Source organism: Photobacterium sp. 53610, from assembly GCF_036409375.1.
GTDB lineage: Bacteria > Pseudomonadota > Gammaproteobacteria > Enterobacterales > Vibrionaceae > Photobacterium.
In genome coordinates this window covers 53742-77663 of the sequence record NZ_JAXOFS010000004.1, presented here as the reverse complement: position 1 = coordinate 77663, position 23922 = coordinate 53742, and the positions used below count along the sequence as shown (strand labels likewise).

22 protein-coding genes are annotated in these 23922 nt (G+C 48.4%); 11 read left to right on the top strand and 11 right to left on the bottom strand.

Annotation, left to right across the window (positions count from 1 at the left end; translation table 11 throughout):
• The first annotated feature begins 3 nt into the window (after positions 1-3).
• Positions 4-1452, top strand: a complete 1449-nt coding sequence (gene gnd, locus SPK40_RS12480; RefSeq protein WP_248143800.1) for a decarboxylating NADP(+)-dependent phosphogluconate dehydrogenase — start codon at positions 4-6, stop codon at positions 1450-1452.
• Between the two features lie 193 nt (positions 1453-1645).
• Here the strand turns inward: gnd and asnB are convergent, their stop codons facing one another.
• The 5 genes from asnB to nagB all read right to left on the bottom strand — a co-directional run bounded on the left by asnB (position 1646) and on the right by nagB (position 8495).
• The gene (asnB, locus tag SPK40_RS12475) at positions 1646-3319 is read right to left on the bottom strand and encodes an asparagine synthase B (RefSeq protein WP_330960666.1); all 1674 of its coding nucleotides are present in this window, start codon (positions 3317-3319) and stop codon (positions 1646-1648) included.
• A gap of 278 nt (positions 3320-3597) precedes the next feature.
• Positions 3598-5184, bottom strand: a complete 1587-nt coding sequence (locus tag SPK40_RS12470) for a cation:proton antiporter family protein (RefSeq protein ID WP_330960665.1) — start codon at positions 5182-5184, stop codon at positions 3598-3600.
• A gap of 137 nt (positions 5185-5321) precedes the next feature.
• The gene (nagC, locus tag SPK40_RS12465; protein ID WP_248143803.1) at positions 5322-6539 is read right to left on the bottom strand and encodes a DNA-binding transcriptional regulator NagC; all 1218 of its coding nucleotides are present in this window, start codon (positions 6537-6539) and stop codon (positions 5322-5324) included.
• Between the two features lie 2 nt (positions 6540-6541).
• Positions 6542-7678 carry an N-acetylglucosamine-6-phosphate deacetylase gene (nagA, locus tag SPK40_RS12460; RefSeq protein WP_248143804.1) on the bottom strand — a complete coding sequence of 379 codons (1137 nt, stop codon included), beginning with the start codon at positions 7676-7678 and terminating at the stop codon, positions 6542-6544.
• Between the two features lie 16 nt (positions 7679-7694).
• Entirely contained in the window at positions 7695-8495 is an 801-nt protein-coding gene (gene nagB / locus SPK40_RS12455) for a glucosamine-6-phosphate deaminase (protein WP_330960664.1), read from the bottom strand.
• Positions 8496-8750: 255 nt separating this feature from the next.
• On the opposite strand from nagB, the gene nagE reads away from it, so the two are divergent.
• Together nagE and glnS are read left to right on the top strand one after the other, a co-directional pair.
• Positions 8751-10241: an N-acetylglucosamine-specific PTS transporter subunit IIBC gene (gene nagE, locus SPK40_RS12450; RefSeq protein ID WP_330960663.1), complete on the top strand. Its 1491-nt coding sequence runs from the start codon at positions 8751-8753 to the stop codon at positions 10239-10241.
• Positions 10242-10409: 168 nt separating this feature from the next.
• A complete protein-coding gene (glnS, locus tag SPK40_RS12445; RefSeq protein ID WP_330960662.1) occupies positions 10410-12071 on the top strand; it encodes a glutamine--tRNA ligase in 1662 nt (553 codons plus the stop codon).
• 91 nt (positions 12072-12162) lie between these two features.
• Here the strand turns inward: glnS and fur are convergent, their stop codons facing one another.
• On the bottom strand, positions 12163-12612 hold the full coding sequence (gene fur / locus SPK40_RS12440) for a ferric iron uptake transcriptional regulator (RefSeq protein WP_248143808.1): 450 nt from the start codon (positions 12610-12612) through the stop codon (positions 12163-12165).
• Between the two features lie 202 nt (positions 12613-12814).
• Between fur and SPK40_RS12435 the strand changes: the two genes are divergently transcribed.
• Positions 12815-13330, top strand: coding sequence for a DUF4442 domain-containing protein (locus SPK40_RS12435; RefSeq protein ID WP_330960661.1), 516 nt, complete (start codon positions 12815-12817; stop codon positions 13328-13330).
• A 50-nt stretch (positions 13331-13380) separates the two neighbouring features.
• Here SPK40_RS12435 and fldA read toward each other — a convergent pair whose 3' ends face one another.
• The 3 genes from fldA to SPK40_RS12420 all read right to left on the bottom strand — a co-directional run bounded on the left by fldA (position 13381) and on the right by SPK40_RS12420 (position 15165).
• Positions 13381-13908, bottom strand: coding sequence for a flavodoxin FldA (fldA, locus tag SPK40_RS12430; RefSeq protein ID WP_036748804.1), 528 nt, complete (start codon positions 13906-13908; stop codon positions 13381-13383).
• Between the two features lie 198 nt (positions 13909-14106).
• Positions 14107-14328: a DUF2788 domain-containing protein gene (locus SPK40_RS12425; RefSeq protein WP_248143810.1), complete on the bottom strand. Its 222-nt coding sequence runs from the start codon at positions 14326-14328 to the stop codon at positions 14107-14109.
• 66 nt (positions 14329-14394) lie between these two features.
• Positions 14395-15165 carry an alpha/beta fold hydrolase gene (locus tag SPK40_RS12420; protein ID WP_330960660.1) on the bottom strand — a complete coding sequence of 257 codons (771 nt, stop codon included), beginning with the start codon at positions 15163-15165 and terminating at the stop codon, positions 14395-14397.
• 101 nt (positions 15166-15266) lie between these two features.
• Between SPK40_RS12420 and seqA the strand changes: the two genes are divergently transcribed.
• Positions 15267-15818 carry a replication initiation negative regulator SeqA gene (seqA, locus tag SPK40_RS12415; protein WP_248143812.1) on the top strand — a complete coding sequence of 184 codons (552 nt, stop codon included), beginning with the start codon at positions 15267-15269 and terminating at the stop codon, positions 15816-15818.
• 42 nt (positions 15819-15860) lie between these two features.
• Entirely contained in the window at positions 15861-17507 is a 1647-nt protein-coding gene (gene pgm / locus SPK40_RS12410; RefSeq protein WP_330960659.1) for a phosphoglucomutase (alpha-D-glucose-1,6-bisphosphate-dependent), read from the top strand.
• A 49-nt stretch (positions 17508-17556) separates the two neighbouring features.
• Here the strand turns inward: pgm and SPK40_RS12405 are convergent, their stop codons facing one another.
• Positions 17557-18399, bottom strand: coding sequence for a DUF1853 family protein (locus tag SPK40_RS12405; protein ID WP_330960658.1), 843 nt, complete (start codon positions 18397-18399; stop codon positions 17557-17559).
• Between the two features lie 125 nt (positions 18400-18524).
• Between SPK40_RS12405 and SPK40_RS12400 the strand changes: the two genes are divergently transcribed.
• Positions 18525-18731 (top strand): DUF2517 family protein, encoded by a 207-nt coding sequence (locus SPK40_RS12400; protein WP_248143815.1) that lies wholly within the window; start codon positions 18525-18527, stop codon positions 18729-18731.
• Positions 18732-18886: 155 nt separating this feature from the next.
• The gene (locus SPK40_RS12395) at positions 18887-19645 is read left to right on the top strand and encodes a Nif3-like dinuclear metal center hexameric protein (protein ID WP_330960657.1); all 759 of its coding nucleotides are present in this window, start codon (positions 18887-18889) and stop codon (positions 19643-19645) included.
• 80 nt (positions 19646-19725) lie between these two features.
• Here the strand turns inward: SPK40_RS12395 and SPK40_RS12390 are convergent, their stop codons facing one another.
• Positions 19726-21015, bottom strand: a complete 1290-nt coding sequence (locus tag SPK40_RS12390) for a citrate synthase (RefSeq protein WP_248143817.1) — start codon at positions 21013-21015, stop codon at positions 19726-19728.
• 417 nt (positions 21016-21432) lie between these two features.
• Between SPK40_RS12390 and sdhC the strand changes: the two genes are divergently transcribed.
• The 3 genes from sdhC to sdhA are packed head-to-tail and all read left to right on the top strand — an operon-like array spanning position 21433 to position 23921.
• A complete protein-coding gene (gene sdhC, locus SPK40_RS12385; RefSeq protein ID WP_248143818.1) occupies positions 21433-21813 on the top strand; it encodes a succinate dehydrogenase cytochrome b556 subunit in 381 nt (126 codons plus the stop codon).
• Complete coding sequence (sdhD, locus tag SPK40_RS12380) at positions 21807-22154, top strand: succinate dehydrogenase, hydrophobic membrane anchor protein (RefSeq protein WP_036748814.1); 348 nt, start codon at positions 21807-21809, stop codon at positions 22152-22154. Before sdhC ends, sdhD begins: the two co-directional genes overlap by 7 nt.
• The gene (gene sdhA / locus SPK40_RS12375; RefSeq protein WP_248143820.1) at positions 22155-23921 is read left to right on the top strand and encodes a succinate dehydrogenase flavoprotein subunit; all 1767 of its coding nucleotides are present in this window, start codon (positions 22155-22157) and stop codon (positions 23919-23921) included.
• The last annotated feature ends 1 nt before the right edge of the window (position 23922 follow it).

Sequence of the window (23922 nt, the reverse complement as noted above, 5' to 3'; positions counted from 1 at the left end):
AGAATGAAAGGTGATATTGGTGTAATCGGCCTTGCCGTGATGGGCCAGAACCTGATCCTGAACATGGATGACCATGGTTTTAAGGTCGTTGCGCATAACCGTACAGCTGCCAAAGTCGACGAATTTCTGAACGGCCCTGCAAAAGGCACCAACATTGAAGGTGCTTACAGCCTGCAGGAGCTGGTGGACAAACTGGAAGCGCCGCGCAAAATCATGCTGATGGTGCGTGCCGGTGATGTGGTTGACAGCTTTATTGAGCAACTGATCCCGCTGCTGGACAAAGGCGACATCATCATTGATGGCGGTAACTCAAACTACCCGGATTCAATCCGTCGTGTTGATTACCTGAAAGAAAAAGGCCTGCGTTTCATCGGTGCCGGTGTTTCCGGTGGCGAAGAAGGTGCGCGTTTCGGACCTTCTATCATGCCGGGTGGCGATGCTGAAGCATGGCCGTTCGTGAAGCCAATTTTCCAGGCGATTGCAGCTAAAACTGAACAGGGTGAGCCTTGCTGTGACTGGGTTGGTGAATCCGGTGCCGGTCACTTTGTGAAAATGGTCCACAACGGAATTGAATACGGTGACATGCAGCTGATCAGCGAAGCATATCACTTCATGAAGACCGGTCTGGGCATGACACATGATGAAATGGAACAGGCTTTCCGTGACTGGAATGAAACGGAGCTGAACAGCTACCTGATTGAAATCACAGCCGATATTCTGGCATATCGTGATGAAGATGGTGAGCCGCTGGTTGAGAAAATCATGGACTCAGCCGGTCAGAAAGGTACGGGTAAATGGACAGGCATTAATGCACTGGACATGGGCATCCCGCTGACGCTGATCACTGAGTCTGTGTTCGCGCGCTGCTTGTCTTCCCTGAAAGATCAGCGTGAAGAAGCCGAGAAGCTGTTCAACAAGACTGTTGGTACGGTGGAAGGTGACAAGGCCGAGTGGCTGGAAGCAGTTCGTCAGGCACTGCTGGCATCGAAGATTATCTCTTACGCACAAGGCTTCATGCTGATGCGTCAGGCTTCTGATGAGAACAACTGGAACCTGAACTACGGTAATGTTGCCCTGATGTGGCGTGGTGGCTGTATCATTCGTTCTGCATTCCTGGGCAATATCCGTGATGCTTTCGAAAATGCACCGTCTCTGGCATTCCTGGGCTCAGATCCGTACTTCAAAGCGATTTTGGACAACAGCATGAAGTCATGGCGTAAAGTTGCAGCGAAATCTCTGGAAATCGGCCTGCCAATGCCATGTCTGACATCAGCACTGACTTTCCTGGATGGCTATACAACTGCACGCTTGCCGGCAAACATGCTGCAGGCACAGCGTGACTACTTCGGTGCGCATACATATGAGCGTATCGACCAGCCTCGTGGCCAGTATTTCCACACCAACTGGACCGGCACAGGTGGTGACACTGCATCCACAACTTACGACGTGTAAGTTCAACGATCAGTGACGACAGAAGGAGCCAGCGATGGCTCCTTTTTTGTCACTCTTATTTGGGGCTTCTGAGAACTTTCTGGGATGTCAGAAAGGGGGAAAGGGGCCTCCCTGGCCCCTTTGAGATAGCCTTCGCAAGCGGAGATAAGGCAAGCAAAGGCGGACGCGCTCTTGGATGGAGTAACGCTCGGTCTTAAGCCTTCTGATAGGCTTCGTTGTGTACGGCTGCAACTGCCCGGCCGGATGGGTCTGCGCTGTTTTTAAAGCTTTCATCCCACTCAATCGCTTTGGCTGAAGAACAGGCAATTGAAGGGCCTCCTGGTACACATTTGGCTGCGTCTTCCAGCGGGAACAATTCCTCAAAGATCTCACGGTACACATACGCTTCTTTGGTGGTCGGCGTGTTGTACGGGAAACGGAAGCGGGCAGTTTCCAGTTGCTGATCCGTTACTTTCGCTGCAGCAACTTCTTTCAGGGTGTCGATCCAGCTGTAGCCAACACCGTCGGAGAACTGCTCTTTTTGACGCCATGCCACGGACTCTGGTAACAGGTCACCAAAACACTCGCGGATGATGTGTTTTTCCATCTTGCCGTTGCCGCACATTTTGTCCTGTGGGTTGATGCTCATGGCGACTTCCAGGAATTCTTTATCCAGGAAGGGAACACGTGCTTCGATACCCCAGGCTGCCATAGATTTATTCGCACGGGCACAATCGAACATGTTCAGAGCCAGTAGCTTACGAACGGTTTCTTCATGAAATTCCTGAGCGTCAGGCGCTTTGTGGAAGTACAGATAGCCACCGAAGACTTCGTCAGCACCTTCACCGGACAGAACCATCTTAATCCCCATGGCACGGATTTTACGGGACATCAGGTACATTGGTGTGGATGCACGAATCGTTGTGACGTCGTAGGTTTCGATGTGGTAAATCACATCCCGGATCGCGTCCAGACCTTCCTGAATGGTGTAGGTCAGCTCGTGATGGACGGTACCGATATGATCGGCCACTTTTCTCGCGGCTTTCAGATCCGGCGCGCCTTCCAGGCCAATTGCGAATGAGTGCAGGGTCGGCCACCAGGCATCAGACTGTTCGTTGTCTTCAATACGGCGTGATGCAAACTGCTTGGTGATTGCAGAAATCACGGAAGAATCCAGACCGCCTGACAGCAATACACCGTAAGGGACATCGGTCATCAGCTGGCGTTTCACGGCACTTTCCAGTGCAGATTTCAGTCTCGCTTTGTCAGTAGCTGCGTCGGCGACCGTGCCATATTCCATCCAGTCACGTTTGTAGTAACGGACAGGCTCGCCTTTTTTGCTCCACAGGAAATGACCCGGAGGAAATTCACTGATGGTTTTACACACCGGAACCAGCGCTTTCATCTCAGAGGCAACGTAGTAGTTTCCATGTTCATCATGACCATGATACAGCGGAATGATACCGATATGGTCCCGGCCAATCAGGTAAGCATCTTCTTCTGCATCGTACAGAATGAAACCAAAAATACCGTTCAGGTAGTCCAGCAGCTCAGGGCCTTTCTCTTTGTAAAGAGCCAGGATGATTTCGCAGTCAGATTCGGTTTGAAATGAGTAGTCTGCAGCCAGCTCAGCCTGTAAATCTTTATGGTTGTAGATTTCACCGTTGACGGCCAGAACATGAGTACGGTCAGTGTTATACAGAGGCTGTTCACCGCTGTTCAGGTCGACAATAGCCAGACGCTCATGTGCAAGGATGGCTTTATCTGATGAATAAATACCAGACCAGTCTGGTCCGCGGTGACGCATTTTTTTCGACATTGACAGCGCGGTTTCGCGCAGGGCCGTTGGGTCACTTTTAATATCTAGAATCCCGAATACTGAGCACATACTGACTACTCCAACACATAGTTAAATAGGGGGAAACAAAGCCTGAATGAAGCAAGGGTATTGTTATTGTCCCTCAGCTTTTGTTCCGTTCTGATTGTTAAAATTGCGTATTCAACAAACAAAAGCAACCCAAAACCATCAATCAATGTAAAAAAGACATCTTTGGTGAATAATATTTAATAAAATTAGGCTTAGGTGAATTTTTTTTAAAATCGGCTGGTTTTTTGGGCGGGAATCCGAACGGCCACCTTGGTGACCGCTCGGAAAATTCAGAGGAATTAAAAGGATTTGATATCTGCGGTGATTGATTCACAGACATGCCGGGCGAAACCGTTACCGGCTTCCCGGTAGATGTTGAAGGCCGCGTCAACACCCTGTTCGAGGAGTGCTGCTTCTTCATCTTCATACCGCGCAATCGCTGCGATTTTTCCCTTGTAGCCAAGCTGGCGGATTTGCTCAAGAGCAACAGTGTTTGCCTGACTGTGAGGCATCGCCAACAGGATCAGGCGGGTTTGGTGACGCGAAATCACCCGTGCCCAGAAATCCGGATCGGTTGCATCCCCAAGGATGACGTGACGGCCTTCCTGAACATGGCTTTCTACGGCCTCTTCGCGGTTTTCGATACCGACGACCTGGGGACCGAAGCGGTGAACCATTTCTTCATAAGCCCCGGTGCCGATTCTGCCCATCCCAAGGATAAGGACTTGTTTCTTTCCTAAGTCGATGAGCCGGTCATTCGGATTCAGTTTTTCCGGCTCAAATTCCTTCAGCCATCGGGTACTTTCCAGATAGATTCGGTGGCTCAGGCTGTTCAGCGGAGCGGACAACAAGAAGGACAGTGACACGGCAATTGCAATGGCGACCAAAAAGTCGCCCGGCAGCCAGCCAAGCTGATAGGCAAGTCCGGCCACTATCAGACCAAACTCACTGTAGTTGAACAGTGTGAGTGTGCCGAGTAATGAAGTCCGGACCCTGAAATGGAACTTATGGAATACCAGATAGTAAAGTAATCCCTTCAGCGGCAGCAGCAACAAGAGCAGCAGTGCTAACAGGAACCCTTCCCAGGTGGGCGATTCTGCAAGTCCGATGTTCAGGAAAAAGAAAACCAGTAACAGTTCTTTCAGGTTAAAGAGTGACTTCGACAGTTCGGACGATTTGGGATGAGCTGCCAGCAGCATTCCCAGTACCAGAGCCCCCAAATCTGCCTTCATGCCGACCAGACTGAAGAGCCCGGCTCCGGCAACCAGAGCCAGAAAAATGCCATAGAGAACCAGCATTTCTCCATGTCCGGCTTTATCCAGAATCTTGAACAGAGAGGGACGGAGTAAGGGTAAGGCAAACAGTGCCAGTGCAGTGATTTCGGGTAATTTGCCAGTTGAAGCGGTCAGGAAAATGACCGCGAAAATATCCTGCATAACCAGTACGCCAATGGCGAGGGTACCATAGGTCGCATTCAGTTCACCTTTCTCTTGTAACGCCTTGATTGCAAATACAGTACTGGAGAATGAAAGCGCGAAGCCGAGTAAAGCAAGTTGTGCGATTTCCAGATTCTCAAGGATACCCAGCCCTAAGGTTTTGAGGGCGAAGAGGGTAAAGGTAAAGATAGCTGTCGTGAGAATGTTGTGTATCGTCGCTCCGGCCCAGACTTCTTTTTGCAGCAGGGTTTTAATGTCCAGCTTCAGACCGATGCAAAACAAAAGGATGGTGACCCCGAGATCAGCAATGGCACTAATCACGGGAGTGGTTGAATAGCCGAAAGAGTTCAGTACAAATCCTGCGACCAGGAATCCGACTAACGGAGGGAGTTTGCTTCTAAGCGCTAAATAACCTGCCAGAAAAGCAGCAATGATATAAATCAGATCCATAAGAAAGCTTCGTATCCAGAGCAATAAGAAATGATATCATTTCAATTGGTTGCATTTGTTGGGCCGAATATAACACAGGGTATGCCTTAAAAAAGACATACCCTGTCAACATAATAGTTTTCTAATTGTAACTGTTTTTAATCTTCAAGTAGGCGTTGCAACAGAACTCCGTTGAGCATCGCACGTTTGATCATCGAAAATGCTCCGATTGTGGGTTGCGTATAGAGCTGGGACTCCACAATTGGCAGTGACTGGTGGAAGGTAGACAGTGATTGTGTTTCGATACAACGTCTGATTGCCGGGAAAACAATATCTTTTGCGAGTGTAATGTTGCCTGCAACAACAATCTTTTGCGGATTGAACAGGTTGATTGTCATCGCCAGCGCTTTGCCTAGCTGGTTCCCCACTTTCACCAGCGCTTGTGTTGCAAGCTCATCACCTTGATTCGCCGCTTCACATATCGCCGGCATGGTCACGTCTTCCAGTTTCTGCAGGCTGCTTGGATAGCCCTGATCAAGCAATGCCTGAACGTGGCGGATAATTGCTGGATCGGCTGCAACAGTTTCAAGGCAACCGAAATTGCCACACTGGCACTTATCACCGAGAGGATCGATTTGGATATGACCAATTTCACCTACATTTCGGTTATAACCCAGGAAAACCTGACCATTGACGATGATTCCGGCCCCTGTACCACGATGGACACTGACAAGAATCGAATCTCTGCAGTCCTGACTTGCGCCAAAGTAGTGTTCGGCCAGAGCCAGTCCACGGATGTCATTCCCGACGAAACAAGACACCCCATATTTATCCGTAATGATATCGGCAAGCGCCAGAGGAGACTCAATTGTAATATTTGGCATGTACTCTACAATCCCTTTTTCAGGGTCGATGAGTCCGGGGAGAGTGATGCCGAATGCAATGAGTTCTTTCAGGATGGATTGATTCGCACTGATAAACTGGCGGATATGCTCCGAGAGTCCGTCGAGCAGTTCCTGCTGATTTGAGTAAGGAAAATGATGAGCCGTTCCTGCCAGGCTCTTACCGCTCAAATCGTAAAGCGTCATTTCGATATAATCGCGACCCAGCCGGATAGCAATCGAGTGGAAAGGCGCTGACTCTGTTGTGAGAGAGATTGCGCGACGGCCACCTGTCGAAGCTTGTTGTGCGACCTCTTTGATGAGGCCGCGTTCAAGCAATTGGCGGGTAATCTTGGTCACACTGGCTGGCGCTAATTGACTGACGTCTGCCACTTGAATTCGAGAGATAGGGCCTTGCAAGTCAATGAGCCGGTAAACAGCAGCACTATTCAGCTGTTTCACCAGGTCGACATTACCGATTTGTCCGCCAGTCATAGTTAAGTTTGCTCGTATTTTCCGTTAACCACTGTCGCCCTGACACGGAAATCACGATCAAAAACAGCCAGGTTAGCCACCATGCCTTTTTTGACAGCCCCCAGTTTCTTATCCACACCAATGGCGCGGGCAGGGTACAGGGTAGCCATACGAATCGCTTCGTCCAGGGCGATACCTACATGTTCAACACTGTTCTGAACGGCTTCAATCATCGTCAGTGCAGAACCGCCAAGTGTGCCGTTTTCATCAACACACTTACCATCACGGTAATATACTTTCTTACCAACAAAAATAAAGTGATCTATGTCTGCTCCTGCTGGTGCTGTCGCATCCGTCACAAGAATCAGTTTTTCCCTTTTAATTCTGTGAGCTATACGAATATTGGCATAGTCAACGTGAAAGCCGTCAGCAATGATGCCAGTGTATACTTCTGGCGTATCGTAAATAGCTCCGACCATTCCCGGTTCGCGTCCGGCAATGGGAGTCATCGCATTGAACAGATGCGTACTGAAAGTGATACCTGCAGCAAAGCCTCTGCGAGCTTCTGCGTATGTTGCGTTCGTATGGCCTGCAGAAACTACAATGCCGGCCTGGGCTAGTTTCTCAATATGTTTAGCGGGGGTCTGCTCCGGAGCCAGGGTCACTTTGGTGATGATATCAGCGTTTTCACACAAGAAATCAATCATCTCATCATCTGAACGACGGATGTGATCAACACTGTGGATCCCTTTTTTCATCACATTCAGGTAGGGCCCTTCAAGGTGAAGACCTAATGAATGGTTTTGGTAATTTTCTTCATACTCACGGGCAGCGAAAACGGCAGCTTTCATGTCATTATCTGACGAGGTGATCAGGGTCGGAAGAAAGCTGGTGCAACCTGACTTGAGGTTGGCTTTGTGCATGGTGTGAATTGTGTCAGCTGTGATTTCATCGTTGAACATCACGCCACCACAACCATTCAACTGAAGGTCAATAAAGCCAGGAGACAGGTTCGCCCCATCCAGATTCTGGATAGGAAGATCAGCAGGTAGCTCTGCCTCAGGGCATACAGCGCGAATGTTCACTCCGTCAATAATAACAGCGTGGTTATCCAGCACATCGCTACCGGTAAAAATGCGGCAGTTGGTCAGCGCGTACATGAACATATCCTATTGATTAAAGGTGTTTGATGTTTTCTGCTTCCAGTTCCTCAAAATAACGAACTGTTTTCACTTTCAGCTCCTGCGTTGCAGGTTCATCACAGACGATCAGAGATTTCGGATGCAGCTGCAGGGCAGAAACCGTCCAGAGGTGGTTTACACAGCCCTCAACAGCGGCTTCAAGTGCCAGAGCCTTGTTATGGCCTGTTACCAGAATCATGACTTCTTCCGCATCCAGCAGAGTACCGACGCCGATAGTCAGTGCATACTTGGGTACTTGTTTCATATCGCCATCGAAGAAACGAGAATTAGCAATACGTGTGTCTTCGGTCAGGGTTTTAATCCGGGTACGTGATGCCAGGGAAGACGCTGGTTCATTGAATGCGATATGGCCATCGTTGCCAACACCGCCCATGAACAGATGGATTTTTCCGTAAGATTTAATCTTCTCTTCGTAACGCTTGCACTCTGCTGAGTGGTCATCGGTATTTCCGTTCAGCAGATTAATGTTTTCTTCTTGAATATCAATATGATTGAAGAAGTTGTTATACATGAAACTGCGGTAGGATTCCGGATGGTCAGAAGGCAGGCCAACGTACTCATCCATGTTAAATGTGACCACATGCTTAAAACTTACTTCACCAGCATTATAAAGCTCAATCAGACGCTTGTAGGTTGCCAGAGGCGTACCGCCGGTAGGCAGGCCAAGTACGAAAGGACGATCAGCAGTTGGCTTGAATTTATTAATGCGATCAACGATATAACGTGCTGACCACAAACCAACTTCGCGTGCGTTGTTCAGTGGGATAAGTCTCACGGTAACACCTCATTGCTATAAAAGAATACTCGAGAATTTTAGCTTTATATCCGATTTCTTTCGAATGATAAAATAAGTTTTATGACCGGGCTAGCAAAATCGCGTAAACAGCGCAGGTGCTGGTGATTGGGATCACAAATGATAACGTTTTAATTTGCGGGGCGAAATTAAAGGCATAAACTGCAACTAACTTAATCGGGTAACTAAAATAAGTTATCTAAACCGCATCTAAGAAAACCATAGGGGGAACTAAGGGTGAATATTCTTGGATACTTTCAAAAAGTAGGTAAGGCGTTGATGGTGCCAGTCGCCACGCTGCCTGCCGCCGCAATACTCATGGGTATAGGTTACTGGCTGGATCCAACTGGCTGGGGTGCAAACAGCGCATTTGCTGCGTTTCTGCTGAAAGCTGGCGAAGCGATTATTGGTAACATGTCTGTGCTGTTCGCCATTGGTGTGGCCTATGGTATGTCGAAAGACAAAGACGGTGCTGCGGCACTTTCTGGCTTCGTTGGCTATCTTGTTGTCACCACTCTTTGTTCTCCAGCGGCCGTTGCTCAGATTCAGGGTATCGACCCAAGTGCTGTTCCTGCGGCATTCGGTAAGATTGAAAACCAGTTCGTCGGTATTCTGGTCGGTATCGTTTCGGCTGAGCTGTATAACCGTTATTCAAGTGTTGAACTGCATAAAGCGCTGGCATTCTTCAGTGGTAAGCGTCTGGTTCCTATCCTGACTTCTGTTGCAGGTATTTTCCTGGCATTCGTTCTGATGTACGTCTGGCCACACGTCTATGGCGGTCTGGTTCACTTTGGTGAAGGAATTCAAGGGCTGGGTGATGTTGGTGCGGGTCTGTACGCATTCTTCAACCGTCTGCTGATCCCTGTTGGTCTGCACCACGCACTGAACTCAGTATTCTGGTTCGATGTTGCAGGTATTAATGACCTGCCTAACTTCCTGGGTGGCGCGAAGTCTATTGCTGACGGTGTGGCGGTTCCTGGTCAAACCGGTATTTACATGGGTGGTTTCTTCCCAATTATGATGTTCGGTCTGCCTGGTGCTGCACTGGCGATGTACCATACAGCGAAGCCTGAAAACAAAGAGAAAGTTGCTTCTATCATGATTGCAGCTGCTTTTGCTTCATTCTTTACTGGTGTGACTGAGCCGCTGGAATTTGCCTTCATGTTCCTGGCCCCTGCGCTGTACGTTGTTCACGCAGTTCTGACGGGTATCTCCGTTTATATCGCAGCAAGCATGCAGTGGATTTCCGGTTTCGGTTTCTCTGCAGGCATGGTCGATATGGTTCTGCAATCTAAAAACCCGCTGGCGACACAGTGGTATATGCTGATTGTCCAGGGTCTGGTCTTCTTTGCGATTTACTATGCAGTCTTCCGTTTTGCAATCGTGAAGTTCAATCTGAAGACTCCTGGTCGTGAAGATGCAGATGCCGACGAAGCTATTGGCGCAGGTTCTCAGGAAACCGGTGAGCTGGCGAAACAGTACCTGAAAGCGCTGGGTGGTCATGGCAACCTGGAAAACATTGATGCTTGTATTACTCGTCTGCGTCTGACACTGAAAGACAGCAGTCTGGCTGACGAGAAAACACTGAAAGCACTGGGTGCCATGGGTGTTGTGAAACTGGGTTCAAACAACCTGCAGGTAATTCTTGGCCCACTGGCCGAAATCGTTGCGGGTGAGATGAAGAAGATCCCGGCATCAGAAGACCTGTCTGCGGTAAAACTGCCGTAACTGACAGCTCATCTGAGTTAAAAATCGAGTGAAAAGTGAGGCCGGCCCAAATGGGCCGGTTTTTTTTCGCTCTGATCATGAATCAATGCATACTAATTGTTGAGTCATGGCCTGTATTTGTGGATCATTACAGGTTTGAAGATCCTGTTAGCACACGAGGTGTTATTGATGAGTGAATCTGAAGCTCGTCCAAGCAATTTTATCCGCCAAATTATCGATGCGGATTTAGCCAGTGGTAAGCACACCAGCGTCCACACACGTTTTCCGCCTGAACCGAATGGCTATTTGCATATTGGTCACGCAAAGTCTATCTGTCTGAACTTTGGTATTGCTCAGGATTACCAGGGACAATGTAATCTGCGTTTTGATGACACGAACCCGGAAAAAGAAGACATTGAATACGTAGAGTCAATCAAAAAGGACGTAAACTGGCTGGGCTTTGAGTGGAGCGGTGAGATTTGTTACTCATCTAACTACTTTGATCAGCTTTATGCATATGCTCTTGAGCTGATTCAGAAAGGGTTGGCTTACGTCGATGAGCTGACGCCAGAGCAGATGCGTGAATATCGCGGTACTCTGACTGAGCCGGGTAAGGAAAGCCCATACCGTGATCGCCCGGTTGAAGAAAACCTGGCTCTGTTTGAGAAAATGAAAAACGGCGAAGTTGAAGAAGGCAAAATGTCGCTTCGTGCCAAGATTGATATGGCTTCACCGTTTATGGTGATGCGTGATCCTGTGCTGTACCGTGTTCGTTTTGCAACGCACCATCAGACCGGTGACAAATGGTGCATCTACCCGATGTACGATTTCACGCACTGTATCTCTGATGCGCTGGAAAACATTACACATTCACTGTGTACGCTGGAATTTCAGGATAACCGTCGTCTGTATGACTGGGTGCTGGATAACATCACAATCGATAGTCGTCCGCGTCAGTACGAATTCAGCCGTCTGAATCTTGAATATACAGTGATGTCCAAGCGTAAGCTGAACCAGCTGGTGACAGAGAATCTGGTTTCGGGTTGGGATGACCCGCGTATGCCAACAATCTCTGGCTTACGTCGCCGTGGTTTCACGTCAGCTTCGATTCGTGAGTTCTGTAAGCGCATTGGTGTGACCAAGCAGGAAAACACCATTGAAATGAGCTCTCTGGAATCCTGTATTCGTGATGATCTGAACGAGAATGCACCGCGTGCGATGGCTGTTCTGGATCCAGTGAAACTGGTGATTGAAAACTTCGGTGACACTGAAACCCTGAAAATTGGGAATCACCCGAATGAACCAGAAATGGGCGAGCGCGATGTACCATTCAGTCGTGAATTGTATATCGAACGTGAAGACTTCCGCGAAGAAGCCAACAAGAAGTATAAGCGCCTGGTGCTGGGTAAAGAGGTGCGTCTGCGTGGCGCTTATGTGATTAAAGCTGAGCGTGTTGAAAAAGACGCTGAAGGTAATATCACCACAATCTTCTGTAGCTACGACCCTGAGACTCTGGGTAAGAATCCGGAAGATGGCCGTAAAGTGAAAGGCGTCATCCACTGGGTCTCGGCTGAGCAGGCAGTACCGGCTGAGATTCGTCTGTATGATCGTCTGTTCAATGTGCCAAATCCTGGTGCTGCAGATGATTTCGCATCGACAATTAATCCAGAGTCACTGCTTGTGATGAAGGGCTTTGTTGAGCCAAGTCTGGCAGAGGCCAAACCTGAGTATGCTTTCCAGTTTGAGCGTATGGGCTATTTCTGTGCGGATAACAAAGATTCGTCTTCGGCGCATCTGGTGTTTAACCGTACAGTGGGTCTGCGTGATTCCTGGGCGAAGATTGCTGAATGATGATCTCTAGGCTGGCTTCTATGTCAGCCTGAATCTGAGCGAAACAAAAAACCAGCCGAAGGGCTGGTTTTTTTATGAGGTTGAAAGATGGTTATTTTTTCTCGTCGTGCAGACTTTCATCTTTGTTGCAATCACCTGCAGTACAATGGCCGTACAGATATAAACTGTGGTTTGTCAGGCGGATGTTGTAGCTTTCAGCAATCTGCTTTTGTCGTTCTTCAATCAGATCATCTGAAAATTCAATGACTTTTCCGCAATCAAGACACACAAGGTGATCGTGGTGATGCTGGGTAGAAAGTTCAAAAACTGACTTTCCGCCTTCAAAATGGTGTCGAGTGACAATGCCTGCATCGTCAAACTGGTTCAGAACACGGTAAACAGTGGCCAGGCCAATCTCTTCACCAATATCGATCAACTTTTTGTACAAATCTTCAGCACTGATGTGTTGACACTCAGGATCCTGAAGTACTTCCAAAATTTTCAGGCGCGGAAGTGTGACTTTTAGACCTGCTTGTTTAAGTGCTTGGTTGTTATCTGACATTCGAGTTTCCTTTGGCTAGCCGTAACAATGAAAATGGAGGTTACGGTAGTCTTTCGCATATCTGTTCATTATAAGTGACGACAGCACAACAATAAACCTTAATGCTGAATGGGTCTAGGAAAGTTGTGACTTTAATTCGCCTGATATAAATGTTAAAAAAACGTACTATACTCATCGTACCAGATCATAGGGAAGTGAAGGCGTGTACAAGTTTTATAAGCCTGGCATTGTAAAATTTGCCTTGAATATCTGGCCGCCATTTTGGGGGGCCGGCATTCGGATTCGACGGATCAGTGAGGATTTTCGCCATGTAGAAATCTGCCTGAAGTTAAGATGGTGGAATAAGAATGCAAACCGGACGCAATATGGCGGCAGTATTTTTTCGCTGACGGATCCAGTCTATGCGCTGATGCTGATGGGAATTCTCGGGAAAGAATACTTTGTCTGGGATAAACAGGCAGAAGTGAATTTTCTGAAGCCGGGTCAGACCGATTTAACGGCTGTTTTTACGATTTCAGACCAGTATGTTGATGAAATCAGACGTTCGACAGCATCGGGTGATAAGTTTTTTCCTGAATTTGTTGTGCATGTCATGGATGCAAAAGGAGAGGTTGTTGCTCAGGTGAAACGCGTGCTTTATGTGAGAAAAAAACCGCAGTACCGGGAAACTGATTCTGATGAGCAGCAAAATCAAAGCGAAGCTTTGGTAAATGAATGAAAAAAAACGCGCGAAAGCGCGTTTTTTTAAAGTTGCAGAGGGATGGCGTTTTAGTCAGCCAGTTCAGCCAGACACATTTCTTCGTAGATTTGTTTCACCCATTTTTCAACACGTTCATCCGTCAGTTCTGGCTGACGATCTTCATCAATGCACAGACCGACAAAGTGGCTGTCGTCTACCAGCGCTTTTGAGGCTTCAAATTCATAGCCTTCAGTCGGGAAATGACCCACGATCACGGCACCACGTCCTTCAACGATATCACGGACTGTACCCATGGCATCACAGAAGTACTCGGCGTAATCTTCCTGATCACCACAGCCAAAAATTGCGACCAGTTTGTTCTCGAAATCGATGCCTTCCAGTTCAGGGAAGAAGTCATCCCAGTCACATTGAGCTTCACCGTAGTACCAGGTCGGGATGCCCAGCAGCAGCAGGTCGAAGTTTTCAATATCTTCTTTGCTGCTCTTAGCAATGTCTTTGACTTCAACCAGATTTTTACCCAGTTGCTTTTGGATCATTTTAGCGACGGCTTCTGTGTTACCTGTGTCGCTACCAAAGAAGAGTCCTACACTCGCCATAGTAGAGATTACCCGTGTTTAAGTTGTTGGCCGCCAGCTATGGCTAACGGCATCAGAAAATGAACAGGCTGTCGGTCACTCTGGTGCTGATACGCGCCTGAAAGTATTCGTTGCAGCGATCGTGGTGTCGGCTGTTGTGAAAACCTTAAGATTGCCCTTTGGGTTTGCTTGAGCTGAAAAAAGCCGAAACCTCAGGTTTTAACCGATGCCAACGCCTTCCATTGTGAATTGAATCACGCCTTTAGATATGAATCCGAAGCACCCTAAGAACAAGACCAGCCAGACGATTTTACGACCAAACGGAGGCACATTGCCTTGCTTGAGGACATCTTTGATTGCCATACCAATGAAAAAGAAGATAGTAGCGAACAAGAAATCCAGTCCAACTGATTCCAGCAGGTCCATGTGCTCGTATAACATCTGTTTCTCCTTCGCAAGTTTCATCCTTGCATCCGGCGCGCACTATAGCATAGTGTGCCGGATGTGTTAATTCTTAAGGCCTTGTAAAAAGTTCAGAATGATACGGTTCACGGTTTCTGGTTTTTCTGCATGCAGCCAGTGGCCTGTATTCGCAACCATGTGAGCTTTGGCATTCGGGAACTGACCCATAATGGCTTCTCTGTGTTCAGGCTGAATGTATTCGGAGTTCTGTCCTTTGATAAACAGCGTCGGACCCGTGAATGGTGAAATCGTTTCCCAGCCCATGATTGTACTGTAATTGGCAATCAGAGCCTCAACATGGAAGCGCCAGCGGAAGCCCTCATCAGCTTTATAAAGTGATTTCAGCAAAAACTGCCGGACACCAGCTTCTTCAACATGCAATGCAAGGTAGTGTTCAGCATCTTTGCGGCTGGTCACGGTCTGATTGTTCACGGCTTGCAAACCGGCGAAGACGTTTTCATGACGGTGTACATGATAAGCGACAGGTGCCATATCCAGTACAATCAGACTTTTGATGCGTTCCGCAGCCAGCGCTGCCATTGTCATTGCGACTTTTCCGCCCATGGAATGGCCGATGACAGTGAAATTTTCAATATCCAGTTGATTCAGTACGTCAAGAACATCCTGTGCCATCGCCTGGTAAGTAAAGTGCTCACTATGAGGGGAGCGCCCATGATTACGAAGGTCAACACTGATGACCTGGCAGGTATCTTTCAGTGAACGGGCCAGAATGCCAAGATTATCTGCGCTGCCAAAAAGGCCATGGATGAGCACGACAGTCTGGCCTTGCCCCTGAATTTGATAATGAAGATTCACAGACTATTTCTCTTGTAGTTAACGCTTTGGCGTAGAGTATACCTTCGCTTCACGTTATAATCTCCCGGTGATTTTTTAACGGAACGATAATGAACACTACGATGAAAACTATTGAGGTTGACGAAGAGCTATATCGTTATATTGCCAGCCAGACCCGGCACATCGGTGAAAGTGCGTCAGATATTCTGCGTCGGTTACTGAAGGTGGATGAAGCACAGCATCATCATCAACCGGTCATGCCAGTCCGTCCAAAGGCAGCACAAGCGATTGTTGTCAGCAAAGATGCAGGCAATCTGCCGCAGTCTGAAGACAGAGTGAAAGCGATGCGCTCTTTGCTGATTTCAGACGAATTTGCCGGCCAGGAAAAAGCGATTGGTCGTTTCATGCTGGTGCTTTCGACACTCTATCGTCTCGATTCTCAGGCTTTCACCGACGCCACAGAAATCAAAGGCCGTACTCGCGTTTATTTCGCTGACAGTGAAGAAAAACTATTGAACAGCGGTAAAACGACCAAACCGAAAGCCATACCTGACACACCATTCTGGGTAATCACCAATACGAATACTGATCGTAAACGTCAGATGATTGAGCAGCTGATGCAAAAAATGCAGTTTACTCAGGACATCATCGACAAAGTTTGCGGTGAAATTTAACCGCTGCTGATACAGCAAAAAACTCGTACAAGGGATATGTTCATGGCGATTCATCCTCGTGCCGGGCAGCGCGCCCGGCAAGAAGACATGCATAACATTCCGGCCCTGGTGGCCAATTATTTTTTGATTGAACCGGATGCATCTGAACCGTCTCAGCGGGTCGCATTTGGAACTTCAGGCCATCGCGGCAGTGCTGACAAAGGTACATTTAACCAGTTTCACATTTGGGCGATTGCTCAGGCTGTGGCTGATGTACGCCGGGAGCAGGGGATCACGGGTCCGCTGTTTTTGGGGAAAGATACGCATGCTTTATCTGAGCCCGCATTTCTTTCTGCTCTGGAAGTACTGGTTGCCAATGATGTCAAAGTCATTGTCCAGATGAAACAAGGCTATACGCCAACTCCAGGGATATCGCATGCCATTCTGACTTATAACCGCCAACATGCGGATAAGGCGGATGGGATTGTGATCACACCTTCGCACAACCCACCACAGGATGGCGGGATTAAGTACAATCCTCCTCATGGCGGTCCTGCCGAAGGTGCGCTTACGACTGCGATTGAAAATCGCGCAAATCAGCTGATTGCTGATGGCCTGGTTGGCGTGAAGCGTATTCCTGTTTCTGAAGCCCTGTCGAGTGAATTCGTCTCTGAGCAGGATCTGGTAGCACCTTATGTGGCTGATCTCATCCATGTCATTGATATGGCTGCCATTCAACAGGCGAACCTGAAACTTGCTGTGGACCCGCTCGGGGGTTCCGGAATTGAGTATTGGCGTGCCATTGGTAGTCACTACAATCTAAACTTGACGCTGGTGGATGAATCGATTGATCCGGCGTTCCGGTTTATGAGCCTGGATAAAGACGGTGTCGTTCGCATGGACTGCTCGTCTCCTTATGCGATGGCAGGTCTGCTTGCCCATAAGGACGATTATGATCTGGCATTCGGAAACGATCCTGATTTTGACCGCCACGGCATCGTGACACCGGCAGGACTGATGAATCCGAACCATTTCCTGGCTGTGTGTATTGATTATCTTTATCGCCACCGTCCGGAATGGAAAGCAACGGTTGCTGTTGGTAAAACACTGGTTTCCAGTGCCATCATTGATCGGGTCGTCGCTGATTTAGGCCGTGAATTGTGTGAGGTCCCTGTAGGCTTCAAATGGTTTGTTGATGGCTTGTACAGCGGTGAGCTGGGCTTTGGTGGTGAAGAAAGTGCAGGAGCTTCTTTCCTGCGCAAGGATGGAACACCTTGGTCAACGGATAAAGACGGCATTCTGCTTTGTTTGCTGGCGGTTGAGATCACCGCGGTGACAGGCATGAATCCGCAGCAATATTACCAGGCCTTGACCGAGAAACATGGTGAATGTTGCTACAGCCGCTTGCAGGCAGTTGCAAACGGCGAACAGAAAGCTGTGTTGAGTAAACTGTCGCCGGAAATGGTGAAAGCAGAAATGCTGGCAGGTGATGAGATTATTTCTCGCCTGACGCATGCGCCTGGAAATGGTGCTGCGATTGGCGGACTGAAAATTACCACCAAGAACGGTTGGTTTACGGCGCGTCCGTCGGGAACAGAAGAAATCTATAAGATTTATTGCGAAAGTTTCAAAGGTGAGGCGCATTTGCGCCAGATTGAAGCGGAAGCGCAGGAAATTGTCAGTATAGTTTTTGCTGACGCTGGTCTGTAGTGTTCCAGTGAAGTGTGTCCATGAAACCCGCAGATGACTGCGGGTTTTTTTATGGTTTTCTGACAGGATTTAAAGCTGCGCTGCGGTGTTTATCCCGGTTATGTAGTGGCCAGTGGTCGGGCACAATGAACCAGACGCGATTGCACGCATCGATCCCCTGAGTGGGAACGGTGATCGTACTTACATCCATTTCAAGCGTTGTTGGAACATAGGCCGGCGGCGTCAGCCATTCGCGTTTGGACAGTGTTCTCAAGGAGAGCGTGTCTGCCTGTGATTGGAAACACCATAAGCCTTTATTAACGCAGGGGTTAATGGATAATCCGGAACCTGACTCTTCATACCGAAAGTGGTCAAAGAGCCTTCCCTGCACAATCAGACGCTGGCAAACCGGCTGTCCCAGCGTTTCTGCATATTGGGTCTGATAGGCTTGATGACTTGTCATCGCCAGTTGATGATCAACCATTCGGTTGATTTTTCGGTCCAGGTTGTCTGCTGAGTTTGGCCCTAACCAGCGATTTTGGTGAGCCAGATAAAATTTGATGGCCACTTCCCAGTGTTCCAGTTGATTCATGGACTTGTTGAAAACCAGAAAATCAATTGCGCCAAGTGTACGCTTGTCTTCATGAAGCTGCAGTTCTTCAGCGACCAGTTCGAAATCAGGATGGTGGATGATCAACTGTTGCCAAAGCCACTGATAATAAAAGCCAAGCCGCTGGTTCCCCTCATAGCTCACATGTGTCGGAATGACTGCCCGTTTTCTGAAATGAGAGAGCCAGGCATCATCAACCTGATGGCTGATGTCCTGGGTCAGGACAGGAATGGTCAGGACACTCTGAAAATCTCTGTCGTGAACATTACGTTCTTTTCTTTCACTTTTTATGAAATTTGTCATCAATATTTGTCTGAATTCGATTGTTTACCAGTTTTTAACAAGAATAAAACAAAATAAAAGTAGTAAAATTTCAAAAACGCGCTACAGTGTAGAGGTATGACCAGTTAGCAAATCAGGAGGCAATGATGTTTACACCTTTATCAACTCAACAAATTATCCTGCGCCGGACTTTTGTTGTGATCGCGGGCGTGCTGAGCTTTCCGATTTTGATGCTGATGCCGACCTCTATCAAGTCACGTGTTTACAGTTATCTGCATAAGGTCTGGCTGAAAACCAGCACAAAACCTGTCTGGCTGAAGCAGTCAGAGCATGGTGTTCAGGAACTTTACTAAGCATACCAGCATACTGGTGTTGCTGTTGAAATGCTGCCATCGGCAGCATTTTTTATGACAAATGGGCAATAAGACCCAGTCCCGAGCTCGTTCTGACTGGTTCTCTCCTTGCTGAGTTGGTTAAAATAAATGTATCAGCTCTGAAGGAAGCACGCATGAACAACCTTAAACTCGAATCAATTCTGAATACTTTACTAAGCCCGCATTTGATCAGGGATTACTGTCCTAATGGTTTACAGGTTGAAGGGAAAAGTGAAGTTCAAACCATTGTCGCTGGTGTGACAGCTTGTCAGGCTTTAATTGATCGCGCTATCGAGATGAAAGCGGATGCATTGTTGGTTCACCACGGATACTTCTGGAAAAATGAACCGGCAGAAATTCGTGGCATGAAATACCGTCGCATCAAAGCGCTGATTGAAAATGGGATTAACCTGTATGCCTACCACTTGCCTCTGGATGTCCATCAGGAGTTAGGGAATAACGCCCAGCTGGCTGAGCTGCTTGGAATCAAGCATTTAGGTGGCATGGAGCCGGGTAATCCCCATCCTGTAGCTGTTTATGGGGAGTTTCCGACACCGCTTACCGGTGAACAGCTGGCGACCCGGATTGAGAAAGCATTACACAGGAAACCGCTCCACATCGGAGAAGGTGGGGCCGCCGAGATTAAGACGGTTGGCTGGTGCACCGGCGGGGGTCAGGACTTCATTGATCAGGCGGTTTCATTAGGGCTGGATGCTTATATTACCGGCGAAGTTTCTGAACGGACTGTCCATACAGCCCGGGAGCAGGGTATTCATTTCTACAGTGCCGGCCACCACGCCACTGAACGTTATGGCGTTGAAGCGTTGGGCGAGTGGTTAGCTGACGAACATCACCTGGATGTCACATTTATTGATATCGATAATCCGGTATAAGTTCGCAGGCTGAGGTTGAAGAAATAAAAAAGGTTGAGCAGAAGCTCAACCTCTTCTTTTCACAGCGTATATTTACTGTATTACTCACGCTCATGCAGCGGTTGGAAATCTCGCTGCTGATGACCAGTGTACAGCTGACGCGGACGACCGATACGGTTGTTCGGATCACTGTGCATTTCGTTCCAGTGTGCAATCCAGCCAATGGTACGGGACATTGCAAAGATCACTGTGAACATAGAGATAGGAATCCCAATGGCTTTCAGAATGATGCCAGAGTAGAAGTCTACGTTCGGATACAGTTTCTTATCAATGAAGTACTCATCAGACAGTGCAATACGCTCAAGCTCCATCGCGACATCCAGCAGTGGATCATCGATCTTCAGCTCTTGCAGTACCTCATGACATGCTTCACGCATGACGGTTGCACGCGGGTCATAGTTCTTGTAGACACGGTGACCGAAGCCCATCAGACGGAATGGGTCGTCTTTATCCTTCGCACGTTCGATATACTCTGGGATATTTTCAACACTGCCGATCTCTTCCAGCATCCGCAGACATGCTTCATTTGCACCACCATGCGCCGGGCCCCACAGAGAAGCGATACCAGCAGCAATACATGCAAACGGGTTTGCACCCGAAGAACCTGCCAGACGAACGGTTGACGTTGAGGCATTTTGCTCGTGGTCAGCATGCAGAGTGAAGATCTTGTCCATCGCTTTCGCTACAACCGGGCTGACTTCATATTCTTCACATGGTGTTGCGAACATCATGTGTAAGAAGTTTTCCGCGTAGTCCAGATCGTTGCGAGGGTAGATGAACGGCTGACCAATTGAGTACTTGTAACACATGGACGCCAGAGTTGGCATTTTAGACAGCAGGCGGAATGCAGTAATTTCGCGGTGCTCGTCGTTATTAATGTCCAGTGAATCGTGGTAGAAAGCTGCAAGTGCACCCACAACACCACACATCACGGCCATTGGGTGAGCATCACGGCGGAAGCCATGGAAGAAGCTTGCAATTTGCTCATGAACCATCGTGTGGCGGGTCACGGTTTTACGGAATTGCTCGTATTCGGCGCGGGTAGGAACTTCGCCGTACAGCAAGATGTAACAGACTTCTAAATAATCAGCGTTATTAGCCAATTGGTCGATCGGATAGCCACGGTGAAGCAGCACACCTTTCGCACCGTCAATGTACGTAATTTGAGATTCACATGATGCAGTAGCTAAGAAACCAGGGTCGAAGGTAAAGTAGCCAGATGCACCGAGTTTACGCACATCCAGTACTTCCGGACCTAGTGAGCCCCCGAGAATCGGCAGTTCGACCGGTGCTTTCCCTTCAATATGAAGAGTAGCTTTCTTGTCTGCCATAACAATCTCCTTTGTTATTTTATAATCCTCATCCGAAATCGGATGTGCCGTCTTTGTACAGCTCGGATATGTTGTTGTCAATTCCTCTTCATGGGAGTGTGCGCTTGTTAATAACTTTAAGTAAAAGCGGGCGTATATCTCAAACCGTGTTAGAGGTCATGTAACAGGGTTTGTAATTGATTGTTGCGAGGCGTATACTCGGCGGCAGGTCTCTGGTTCTGCCATCGCCAGAAACAATGATAAAGTTATTAGTAATATTAGCGACTTAAGCTGAAACGACTTTTGCTTTGCTGTACATAGACTTGTGCTAATTAAGTGTAGCGCAGTTGTTGTGCCTTTGTTGCGCTGTTTTGGCGTACGCATGCCGGAGGTTTTATAAAAATAAAACGCTTCTATGGAGCTGAGTGGGCAAAGACCGTGAAAGTTAATAAGACAAGACCTGTCAACCTCGACCTACAGACGATTCGCTTTCCGCTGACAGCGATCTCGTCTATCCTGCACCGTGTATCGGGCGTGATCACTTTTATTTCCCTTGCCATCCTGCTATGGCTGCTAAACCTCTCTTTATCTTCTCCTCAGGGATTTGCGGAAGCCGCTGAAATTGTCGACAGCTTCTTCGTCAAATTCGTCCTTTGGGGTGTGCTGACAGCACTGTTCTACCACATTGTGCTGGGCGTACGTCACCTCATCATGGACATGGGATATTTTGAAGAGCTTGAATCAGGAACCACGAGTGCGAAAATCAGTTTTGCAATTGTGGCGGTTCTGGCCGTATTTGCAGGAGGCCTGGTATGGTAAGCAACGTTTCCACTGTCGGACGTAATGGTGTTCACGACTTTATCCTTGTTCGTGCAACTGCGATTATCCTCACTCTTTACACCATTTATATGGTGTGCTTTTTCGCTTTTGGCCCTGAGCTGAACTATGAAACCTGGACGGCGTTCTTTTCACAACTGAGCACCAAAGTCTTCACGATGCTGGCTCTGGTATCTGTGTTGATTCACGGTTGGATCGGTATGTGGCAAGTGCTGACAGACTACATTAAACCTGCACTGCTGCGTGCTGGTCTGCTGCTCGCGATTGTCGCTGTGCTATTTGGTTATCTGTTTTCTGGTTTCTTTATTTTGTGGGGTGCGTAAGTGAGCATTGCAGTTCGAGAGTTTGATGCCGTAGTCATCGGTGCTGGTGGTGCAGGCATGCGTGCAGCACTACAAATTTCTGAGCAGGGCCTGAAATGTGCGCTGCTTTCTAAAGTATTCCCAACCCGTTCCCATACCGTATCTGCGCAGGGTGGTATCACCGTTGCACTGGGTAACTCCCATCCGGATAACTGGGAATGGCATATGTACGATACCGTGAAAGGTTCTGATTACATCGGTGACCAGAACGCGATCGAGTACATGTGTAAGAATGGCCCTCAATCTGTGATTGAGCTGGAGAAAATGGGATTACCTTTCTCCCGTTTTGACAATGGCCGTATTTATCAGCGTCCATTCGGTGGTCAGTCGAAAGAGTTCGGCGGCGAGCAGGCTGCACGCACAGCTGCAGCGGCTGACCGTACCGGCCACGCATTGCTGCATACGCTGTATCAGCAAAACATTAAGCATAAAACAACCATTTTCTCTGAGTGGTATGCCCTGGATCTGGTGAAAAACCAAGATGGCGCAATCCTGGGTTGTACAGCTCTGTGCATGGAAACCGGCGAGATTTGTTATTTCAAATCGAAAGCGACAATTCTGGCAACTGGTGGTGCAGGCCGTATCTACCAGTCAACGACGAACGCGCATATTAACACCGGTGATGGCGTGGGTATGGCACTGCGTGCAGGCGTTCCTGTTCAGGACATTGAAATGTGGCAGTTCCACCCAACCGGTATTGCAGGCGCTGGTGTTCTGGTGACTGAAGGTTGTCGTGGTGAAGGTGGTTATCTTCTGAATAAAGACGGTGAGCGCTTCATGGAGCGTTATGCACCAAATGCGAAAGATCTGGCGGGTCGTGACGTGGTGGCACGTTCGATGATGGTTGAGATCCGTGAAGGTCGCGGTTGTGATGGTCCATGGGGCCCGCATATTAAACTGAAACTGGATCATCTGGGTAAAGATGTTCTGGAATCACGTCTGCCGGGTATCCTGGAACTGTCCCGTACCTTTGCACACGTTGACCCTGTGAAAGAGCCGATTCCGGTCATTCCAACCTGTCACTACATGATGGGCGGTGTACCGACTCAGGTTTCCGGTCAGGCAATCAAGCAAGATGCAAACGGCCAGGATGTTGAAGTTCAGGGTCTGTTCGCCTGTGGTGAAATTGCATCGGTATCTGTACACGGTGCTAACCGTCTGGGTGGTAACTCCCTGCTTGATCTGGTGGTCTTCGGCCGTGCAACTGGTTTGCACCTGGGTGAAACACTGGCGGCACAAGCGGAGGCACGTCCGGCAACTGAATCTGACATTGAAGCTTCTCTGTCACGTCTGAATCGTTGGAACAACACCCAGAAAGGTGAAGATCCAGTTCAGATCCGTAAAGACCTGCAATCTTGCATGCAAAACAACTTCTCGGTCTTCCGTGAAGGTGCAGCAATGGCTGAAGGCCTGAACCAGCTGAAAGAAATCCGTGAGCGTCTGAAAGAAGCACGTCTGGATGATACGTCTTCTGAGTTCAATACACAGCGTATCGAGTGTCTGGAGCTGGATAACCTGATGGAAACCGCTTACGCGACGGCTGTTGCAGCGAATTACCGTACTGAAAGTCGTGGTGCTCATGCACGTTTCGACTTCCCTGAGCGTGATGACGCGAACTGGCTGTGTCACTCAATTTACAACCCTGAGACTGAGCAAATGTCTAAGCGTGACGTAAATATGACCCCGGTTCATCGTGAAGCATTCCCGCCGAAAGCGCGGACATACTAAG